The sequence below is a fragment of the Verrucomicrobiota bacterium genome (genome assembly GCA_021413925.1).
GTDB lineage: Bacteria > Verrucomicrobiota > Verrucomicrobiia > Chthoniobacterales > UBA6821 > UBA6821.
The window spans coordinates 1-8991 of sequence record JAIOPL010000018.1 but is presented as its reverse complement, the minus strand read 5'-3'; the positions used below and the strand labels follow the sequence as shown (position 1 = coordinate 8991).

The 8991-nt window shown below is 57.8% G+C and carries 10 protein-coding genes; 7 read left to right on the top strand and 3 right to left on the bottom strand.

What is annotated here, in order from left to right; all coding sequences use genetic code 11:
• Positions 1–274: 274 nt before the first annotated feature.
• The 3 genes from polX to K8R57_08530 all read right to left on the bottom strand — a co-directional run bounded on the left by polX (position 275) and on the right by K8R57_08530 (position 3014).
• Positions 275–2032 (bottom strand): DNA polymerase/3'-5' exonuclease PolX, encoded by a 1758-nt coding sequence (gene polX, locus K8R57_08540; protein ID MCE9588346.1) that lies wholly within the window; start codon positions 2030–2032, stop codon positions 275–277.
• A gap of 65 nt (positions 2033–2097) precedes the next feature.
• The gene (locus K8R57_08535; GenBank protein MCE9588345.1) at positions 2098–2697 is read right to left on the bottom strand and encodes a Maf family protein; all 600 of its coding nucleotides are present in this window, start codon (positions 2695–2697) and stop codon (positions 2098–2100) included.
• Positions 2698–2714: 17 nt separating this feature from the next.
• A complete protein-coding gene (locus tag K8R57_08530; GenBank protein MCE9588344.1) occupies positions 2715–3014 on the bottom strand; it encodes a hypothetical protein in 300 nt (99 codons plus the stop codon).
• A gap of 112 nt (positions 3015–3126) precedes the next feature.
• Between K8R57_08530 and ruvX the strand changes: the two genes are divergently transcribed.
• From ruvX to K8R57_08495, 7 genes are all read left to right on the top strand, one after another.
• On the top strand, positions 3127–3588 hold the full coding sequence (ruvX, locus tag K8R57_08525; GenBank protein MCE9588343.1) for a Holliday junction resolvase RuvX: 462 nt from the start codon (positions 3127–3129) through the stop codon (positions 3586–3588).
• Positions 3589–3591: 3 nt separating this feature from the next.
• Complete coding sequence (truA, locus tag K8R57_08520) at positions 3592–4374, top strand: tRNA pseudouridine(38-40) synthase TruA (protein MCE9588342.1); 783 nt, start codon at positions 3592–3594, stop codon at positions 4372–4374.
• Positions 4375–4960: 586 nt separating this feature from the next.
• The gene (locus K8R57_08515; GenBank protein ID MCE9588341.1) at positions 4961–5491 is read left to right on the top strand and encodes a peptidoglycan recognition protein family protein; all 531 of its coding nucleotides are present in this window, start codon (positions 4961–4963) and stop codon (positions 5489–5491) included.
• Positions 5492–5508: 17 nt separating this feature from the next.
• Complete coding sequence (locus tag K8R57_08510) at positions 5509–5841, top strand: multidrug efflux SMR transporter (GenBank protein ID MCE9588340.1); 333 nt, start codon at positions 5509–5511, stop codon at positions 5839–5841.
• A gap of 147 nt (positions 5842–5988) precedes the next feature.
• Positions 5989–6864: a TIGR01777 family oxidoreductase gene (locus tag K8R57_08505; GenBank protein ID MCE9588339.1), complete on the top strand. Its 876-nt coding sequence runs from the start codon at positions 5989–5991 to the stop codon at positions 6862–6864.
• Positions 6865–6938: 74 nt separating this feature from the next.
• Positions 6939–7940 (top strand): acyl-CoA desaturase, encoded by a 1002-nt coding sequence (locus K8R57_08500; protein ID MCE9588338.1) that lies wholly within the window; start codon positions 6939–6941, stop codon positions 7938–7940.
• Between the two features lie 45 nt (positions 7941–7985).
• A complete protein-coding gene (locus K8R57_08495) occupies positions 7986–8810 on the top strand; it encodes an ABC-2 family transporter protein (GenBank protein ID MCE9588337.1) in 825 nt (274 codons plus the stop codon).
• The last annotated feature ends 181 nt before the right edge of the window (positions 8811–8991 follow it).

The window sequence follows — 8991 nt, the reverse complement described above, 5'->3', positions numbered from 1 at the left end:
TTCGCGTTGCCTTCTTCTTCCCGGCATATTCGCTCGCAGAAAAACTCAGCTGGTTGTTCATTCCCTCATTCTATCCCAACCCTCCTATCCTGCATAGCATCACTTCGCAGGGCGCCCCGATTAAATCAGCGTTTCCCTAGGATTTATATCCCGCAGAGGCGCTGAGAACGCAGAGAAATTAAAAGCCAACTCCCTTCTCCGATCACTTCATCTCCGCGCCTCAGCGTTTGCTTGCCTGACCGTTGCTTCGCATCCGTTACAGCTACGGGAAAACTCATCGGGCTTTCTTCGCTGCGAGCACTTTCTCGATTTTTTCAAGCGGGAGGCAGTTCACTACATCGGCCTTCGTCAGCCATCCCTTCCGGGCGATGCCGACTCCGTAAATCAGATCCTGCAGACCATAAGTCGTATGGGCGTCGGGGTTGATCGCGCACTTCACCCCCTTCTCCTTGGCAAGCGGCCACCAGCGCCAGTCCATGTCGAGACGCCAGGGGCTGGCATTGATCTCGATGATGGTTCCGGTCTCGGCCGCCGCCTCGATGACGGCGGGGATATTCAACGGATAGGCCTCGCGGGAGAGCAGGAGACGGCCCGTCAGATGCCCCATCATTGTGACATGGGGGTTGCGGATCGCCCGGATGATCCGCTCGGTCGTGGTCTTCTCGTCGGCCGTGAAGCCGGAGTGAACCGAGGCGACTACATAGTCGAGCGTGGCCAAGACTTCATCAGGGAAGTCGAGATCACCCTCCTTCAGGATGTCGCATTCCGTTCCCGCAAAGAGACGGAATCCGGCCTCTTGGAATTCTTTGGAGGCATTCAGCTCCCGGATCTCGGCCACCTGCTCGGCTAGACGTGAGGCATCAAGGCCGCGTGCCTGAAAGGAGCTTTTGCTGTGATCGGCGATGCCAAGGTATTCGAGCCCGAGATCAATGGCAGCCCGGGCCATCTCGAGTAGACTATTCTTTCCGTCGCTTGCTGTGGTGTGGCAGTGGAAGGTGCCGCGCAGGTTGCTCCACTCGATCAGATTAGGAAGCGTCCCTGCCTCCGCTGCGGCAATCTCCCCTTTGTCCTCTCGGAGTTCGGGAGGAATAAAATCAAGGCCCAGTGATTTGTAGAGTTCCTTCTCGTCGTGTATGTCCGGTGGTTGTTCAGCTCCCTCGGCATCACCAACCACGCTGAACCGGTATTCGTTAAGCGACCACCCCCGGTCCAGCGCCCTGCTGCGCAGGCGGATATTGTGCTCCTTACTCCCAGTGAAATAGACGAGCGCGAAGGGAAACTCCTCCGGCTTCACCACACGCAGGTCGCACTGGACGCCATCCTTGAGGCGGACACTTGATTTAGTCGGCCCGCTGACGATCACCTCCTCGACCAGCGGATGATGAATAAAGAATTCCGTAACCTCCTCGGGATGCTTGGAGGAAACCAGGATGTCGAGATCGCCGATCGTCTCCTTGCGGCGGCGGAAGCTCCCCCCCTCGCTGATCTGTCCGACCGCCTCATGGGCGCGGAGATCTGAAAGAAGCTGCTCAGCCAGCACGGCCACCACGTTGATGCGGAAGCGACCGGCATGCTTGCGGTGATCCTCGATCGCTTTCAGCAGCTTCGTCTGGGTCTTTTCGCCAAAACCGGCCAACTCAGCCGCCTTCCCCTCCTTGCAGACCCGCTCCAGATCCTCCACGGATGAGACCCCGAGCTGGTCATGGAGTGCCTTGATCTTCTTAGCTCCCAACCCCTGAAGCTCGAAGAGCTCAAAGATCCCTTCGGGAAAGGAGCCCTTCAGCTCCTCGTAATATTCCAGCTTCCCCGTGGTCACGAGTTCCGTGACCTTCTCGGTGATCGCCTTCCCGATCCCCTCGATCTCACCAAGACGTCCTTCCTCGACGATTTTCTCGATCGGCTCGCTCAGTGACTCGAGAGCACGCGCGGCATTCGTGTAGGCGCGGATCTTGAAGGGGTTTTCCCCTTTCAGTTCGAGCAACTGGGCGATGTGCTCCAAAATCTCACCGACATGGGCAGGCGTTTCTGACATTGGATCAATTAGATTGGACTCTGGCACTGCTGGCAACCAGCGAGCTTCGTTCTTTTTGCCACGTTCTACCCAGCTTGCGGTTCGGCAAAGTGCTGTTCCAGCGCCTCGATGACACGTGCTACCGGAAGGCCGATCACGTTATCCATCGATCCCTCGATGCGCTCGATCAGTCGACCGCGATCTTCCTGGGCAGCATAGGAGCCAGCTTTATCGAGGGGATTAATATCCTTCAGATAGTCAGCAATCATGGCCTCATCAAAAGGGCGAAAGGCAACCAGGGTCGACTCGACAAAGCTACATCGCACCACCGTCCCTCCACGGAGCATGCAGACGCCGGTCAGGACTTCATGGGTTCTACCGGCAAGCAGCCGAAGCATCCCTGCGGCATCTTCAAGGTCACGGGGCTTGCCGAGAATCTGTCCGTCGAGGACCACCACCGTATCGGCTCCAAGCACCACATCACCGGAAGTCGTGGTCGCAAGCTCAAGGGCTTTCATCTCCGCATTGGCAATGACTAAGGAACGCGGAGCAAGCCCTTCCGACAGTTCCTCGACACCAGCAGGACGGACGATGACCTCGAATCCCGCGGCCTCCAGAAGATCGCGCCGCCGCGGCGATGCCGAGGCCAACACAACGCGGCGCGGAACCGGCCCTCTCTTAGGCATTCGCAGAACCGATCTGACTAAATGAGATGTTCGGAGTCGTGAAATCCGACATCCTCACGGATCGAATCCAGGTGACGCTGGGCACGGCGCGTGGAGTGGGGACGATTCCTCACACGGGTCACGACGCTGGCGATCACCGGGGCCAGGGCCAGAGCCCCAGCTACGAGTAGAACGCTGCCGGCTCGGCGACGGGTGTCACCCGACAACTTGTCCGCGATAAGAAGGCCGAGACCGAGGCCGGCCACGGCCTGGGTGAGTCCGATTGTCCCGCTTACGGGGAGATTCTCCGAAAATTTATTGAGGGAAAGCTGTGACATATCATGAATCACTACTCCTCTTCTTTACTGTTCGCAATCCGGAATCGGCAATAAAAGGACGATAAGGCGACAATGTGGCGGCGATTTACTGGATTTCCCATGGCTTGCCTCCATGGCTGCACTCCGATGTCATGGGAAGGTGACTTCGACTTCCCGCGTACTTGGCGTTGACCCCGGATCGGTCCGCATCGGCCTGGCTCTGAGCGACGAAATGGGCTTCATGGCCCATCCCTATTCCACCATCAAGGTGAAGGGAGGAGACTGCCTCACGGGTGCGCCAGAGATCGCCGCCGCGGCGCTCGACAAGGAAGCAGGCATCATCGTGATCGGCCTTCCCCGCAACATGAACGGAACCTACGGCCCCGCTGCCGAGAAAAGCCGGGCCCTGGCCGAAGCCGTCAAACAGCTCACCGCAGCCCGCGTGATTCTCTGGGATGAGCGCCTCACGACCGTCGCCGCCACACGTAGTCTGCAGGAGACGGGGATGGACAGCCGGGCCCAGCGCCAGGTGATCGACCAGGCGGCCGCTGTCCAGATCCTGCAGAGTTGGCTTGATTCGCAGGTAGCAATCTAACAAATGAAGCTGCGTCTTCTGGTTGCCTACGATGGAACCGCCTTCAGGGGATTTCAGAGCCAGACGCACGGACGCACGGTCCAGGATACATTGGAAAAAGTGATTGGGGTTATTGTTGGAGAACGTGTCATTCTGCATGCCTCCGGGAGAACTGATGCGGGGGTGCATGCACTCGGGCAGACGGTCCATTTCGAGCTGACGCCTGAGCAGGTGACGAGGATAGGCCGCATGGGAAAACCAGACCGCTGGGTGGCGGCCTTGAATTCGTCGCTGCCGCCGGAGCTCCGTGTCATGAAGGCCTCGCGGGCCCCCAAAGATTTTCATGCCCGTTTCTCCACCCGAGGGAAGATCTATAGGTACGACATCTGGCACGATCCCGTGCTGCCACCCCATCTCGTCAACCGCTCATGGCATCTCTTTGGTTCACTCGACCGCTCTCTGATCAGGGATCTGGCGAGAAGCGTCGAGGGAACCCATGACTTCCGGGGATTCTGCGCCGACTCGGGATCGCTGCCTGAGAGCACGGTGCGGACCATCAGTCGGGTCGTCATAAAAGAGCGCGGCTCCTCGATCTCGATCACACTCGAAGGAGATGGCTTTCTCTACCGAATGGTCCGGATGATCGTCGGAGGAATAATCCGGGTCGCGCAGGAGAAAGAGGATCCGGACGTTTTTCTCAAACGTCTTGCCGAGGGGCGGCCATGGCCTACTCCGGCGATGGCCCCTGCCCACGGGCTCTATCTAGTGAAAGCGCTCTATCCGCGGAGAAAGACTCGCACGGCTTGATCGCGACTTATGGAGTGATAGCCTCACGGCAGTGCTTCCCATCGTAACATCCATCAGGATCCTGCTGATTCCGCTTCTTGCGGTGCAGTTGTTGCTCACGCTCCCATCGACACTGCGGGGTGAGCTTTCCTATGCAGAGAAAAAGGCTCTTTTTCTGAAATCCGGCTCAGGAGGGATTAAGTCAGCTTCTCACTCCCCCTCCCCCTCCCACTCGCAAAAGCAGAAGCACCCGTCGCCATCTCCCTCTCCGCATCCCTCTTCCCACAAGCCTGCTCACTATAAGAACGGGAAGAAAAAGCCCGCCCATCACCATCCAAGCCCTTCGCCCACCCTTCAGCATGATCAGCCATCTCAGCCATCTCAGCCATCTCAGGCAGCTGCAGTTCTGCCCTCACCCGAGCATGTAGCTCCAGCGACCTCCCAATCCTCCTCTCTGCCACTGCCACTGCCACCGCCCTCAGCTCTGCCTTTACCCCATGGCGCAACACCTTCTGCCCCCATCACGATCGAAAAATCAGGCGTCGAAACCTCAGTGGGAATGGAGCCCGCGCCTACTTCTCAGAAGGAAGAAGGTTTCTGGAGCAGGATGTTCGGTTCGCATCGGACTTACAACTACCTGAGCGCTTCCTCCCGCGCTGCCATCGACCGCGCCCCGGTGCGTCGCGGTCGCTGGAAATATATCGTCGTCCACAACAGCGGTACCCGCGAGGGGAACGCACGGGTCTTTGACATCTACCATCTCCGCGTTCGCCACATGAAGAACGGCCTGGCTTACCATTTCGTGATCGGCGACGGGCACGGCTCGGGCGACGGAAAGATAGAGATTGGCCGCCGCTGGACAGCGCAGCTCAACGGCGGCCATGTGGCCAGCGATTACCTCAACGACATTGCCCTAGGCATCTGCCTCGTTGGCGACTTCAACAGAGAGCAACCCACTAAGGCCCAGATCGGGGCGCTTGAGGAGCTCGTAGCTTATCTGAGGGATCGCGCCGGCAAATCCCAGGGCCATAAAGCCATCGTCTATGCCCACAAGGAGATCAACCCCAGGCCCACCGACTGCCCCGGGGAGCACTTTCCTTACAGCTGGCTACATGCCACGTTCGGGAAATCCCATTAGGAAAACAAGGCCGCCTCATGAAAACCTATCTCATCCTTTTGCTGGCGATAGCCGCCGAAGTGGTTGCCACATCAGCATTGAAAGCCTGTGAAAATTTCACCCGTCTGACCCCCTCGATCCTTGTGGTGGTGGGATACGGAGTCGCCTTTACCTGCCTCTCGATGACGCTGAAGACCCTCCCTCTTGGAATCGCCTACGCAATCTGGTCCGGAGTCGGCACCGCACTTGTCGCCGTCGTGGGATGGCTTGTTTACAAGCAGCAGCTTGATCTTCCCTCCATCCTTGGAATTTCCCTCATCATCTCGGGGACCATTGTGCTGAATCTTTTTTCCAAGGTCTCGGTGCATTGAATCCCGATGGAATGCCCTTCTCAGGAATGAGGTGCAGGAATCAATTCTCGCGCTGAGGCGCTGAGACGCGGAGAATATTTATGAATTTCCATTCCAATCTCTCGGACCTACCAGTCTAATAGCCTTCAGCCTAACTACCTTCTTTCCATGAACATCGGCATTACAGGAGGAACGGGCTTTATAGGTCATGCAGTGCAAACGGCCCTCACATCGCGGGGTGACTCGGTCGTGCTCTTCAGTCGTCGCGAGGGGAAGGGAAGACGGCTCTTCTCTCTCACCCAGCCCCTGGATGTGACCGGCTGCGACGGGCTCGTGCATCTGGCGGGCGAATCGATCATCGGTCTCTGGACTAAGGAAAAACGCCAACGCATTCTCGCCAGCCGCGTCGAAGGGACAAGACGACTGGTCGAAGGGATCGCCGCTGCTAAGTCCACGGAGAGGCCTCGCGTGCTCGTAAGCGCTTCGGCGATCGGCTTCTACGGAGACACAGGAGAGAGGATTGCCGATGAGGATTCCCCTGCGGGCAGCGGATTCCTGGCCGAAGTCGCCCAGGAATGGGAGGCTGAGGCCATCAAGGCGGAGCAGTACGGGGTCCGTGTGGTAAGGCTGCGTATCGGATTCGTTCTCGGCCGCGACGGGGGTGCAATGAAACTGATCAAACCTGTCTTCCGGGCAGGCCTCGGCGGGCGTCTCGGATCGGGCGGCCAATGGATGTCGTGCATCGAAGTCGACGACCTGGCCTCGATGGTGCTGGAGTGCCTGTGCAATGAGGCAATCAGCGGCCCTATGAATGCCGTGATGCCGGAGCCGGTCACCAATGCCGAGTTCACCAAGGCGGCGTCTCGCGCAGCCCACCGACCGGCACTCTTTCCGGCCCCGGCCTTTGCCCTGCGCCTCATGCTCGGAGATCTCTCCCACCTGATGCTGGACAGCCAGCGAATCATCCCGGAACGGTTCCAAGGGCTTTCTTTCCCCTATCAGTACGGAAATGTCAGCACGGCGATGGCCGAGGTCTTTCGATAATCTTCAGATACAGTGGAGGCATCTCTTCTTGCATGAAACGGATCATAGAGTACCCTTGAAAGTTCTTCTTATTTATGTCCACTACGCCCGTCTCCCTTAAGGCCAAGATCGTTCTCCAGCTCCTAGTCTGGGTTCCTCTTCTGTCCACCGTTTATGCCATTTTCACCCTTTGGGGCCGTTTCATCTCCTTAACGGATCTTGTCATCCTACTTGTCGGGTACACTCTCTGTGCCTTGGGCATCACTGTGGGCTACCATAGAATGCTGACCCACAAGGGGTTCGAAGCTCCCGATTGGATCCGTGCCTTCTTCCTTATCTGTGGTTCCATGGCCTTCCAGGGACCTGCCCTGAACTGGGCCGCCACTCATATCCAGCATCATGCCAACTCCGATGATGACATGGATCCTCACAGCCCCGTGAAGAGCTTCTTCCATGCCCATATTGGCTGGATTTTGGATGACTTCCGTCCCGATTTGCAGCGCTACGCCGGCCCCCTGCTCAAGGACAAGCTGGTGGTCTTCATTAGCAACACCTTCGTGCTCTGGGCATTCCTAGGTCTCCTGATCCCTTTCCTGATCGGATACGCACTCGGCGGACTGAGCGGCGGCGGCTATGCACTCCTCTGGGGAGGTGCGGTACGGATGTTCCTCAACCATCACGTCACCTGGGCGGTGAATTCCGTCTGCCATACCTATGGTAACCGTGAATTCGTAACAACAGACCAGAGCCGAAACAATCTCCTGATCGGCCTGCTAGCCATGGGTGAGGGATGGCATAACAATCATCATGCTTTCCCACGCTCTGCCAACCACGGCATGCACTGGTGGCAGATCGATCCCTCCGCCTACATCATTGGCACCTTGGAGAAACTCGGCATCATTCACAAGGTGGTCCGCATCGCGCCCGAACGCCTAGCCATCCGCCGTATCAGTGCCGATGTCTCCGAGGAACGTGATGTCCTGCCAGGCTTGCACCTTTCCGGCGTGGTTATGGAACGCGGCACGGCCATGGCGGCCGCAGCCACAACAGTGGCGGAAGTCGTTTCCCACGCAGCCTCCCAGCAGCCTCCGCTTTAAGAGATCGGAAGCTTGGGACTGGGACCTGGGATCCCGACTGCACTGATGAACAGGCCACGATCCACCAATCGTGGCCTTTCCCATTTATGGGAGATCTACGGGATCATGTTCCGCAATTCCCTGATCCGGGAGATGAACTTCAAGTTGAACTTCCTTCTCTGGATGGTGGTGGAGGTGCTCTGGTTCATGGGCCAGATCGTCTTTATCGAAGTGGTCTTCTCCTATGTGGGGGCGATCGGGGGATGGACGAAATGGGAGGTCGTGTTGCTGATCGGTACCCACCAGCTGATCGGACAACTCTTCCAAGCCTTCTTCTACATGAATCTGGCCAATCTCCCCGAACTCGTCCGCACCGGAAAGATGGATTTCATGCTGTTGCTGCCGGTCGACACGCAGTTCGTTGTCTCTCTGAAGCAATTCGGCATGGATAATGTGGTCAATGCCTGTGTCGGAGGAGGCTTTGTCGCCTTTGCCCTCTGGAAACTGGCGGTGTTGCCCACGGTCGCACAACTCCTACTCTATGCCGTGGCGGTCTGCTGCGGCATTCTGATCCATTACTCCATCATGCTTGTCTTTGCCGCCTCCAGCTTCTGGTTGGTTCGCTCGCAGGGCCTCATCCACGGCTACTACAGCCTCTTCAACATCGGCCGCTACCCCGACACGATCTACCGGGGAGCCTTCAAGCTCGTCTTCAGTTGGCTGATCCCCGTGATCATCGTGGCCAACATCCCCTCACGACTGCTCATCCATGCGGCCGAGAATCCCTGGCCCATCATGCTGCAGTTGATCGCAGCCACCCTCCTGATGGTGGGCGCAACGCGCCTGATGTGGAACTCGGCTCTCAGGCACTATTCGAGCGCGAGTTCTTAACTGCAAAAGCTGAAACTTGGGACCTGAGACCTGAATCTCTCTAGGGAACCGCTGATTAAAGCGCCTTTTTCAAAGTCTGGCTAATTTTGATGAGGAGGAAGGGATTGGGGTGATATTTTTGATCATCTTGCATCGAAGCTGACTCTCGGATTGGCAGATTTGTGCAGTGGCAGGATGCCAC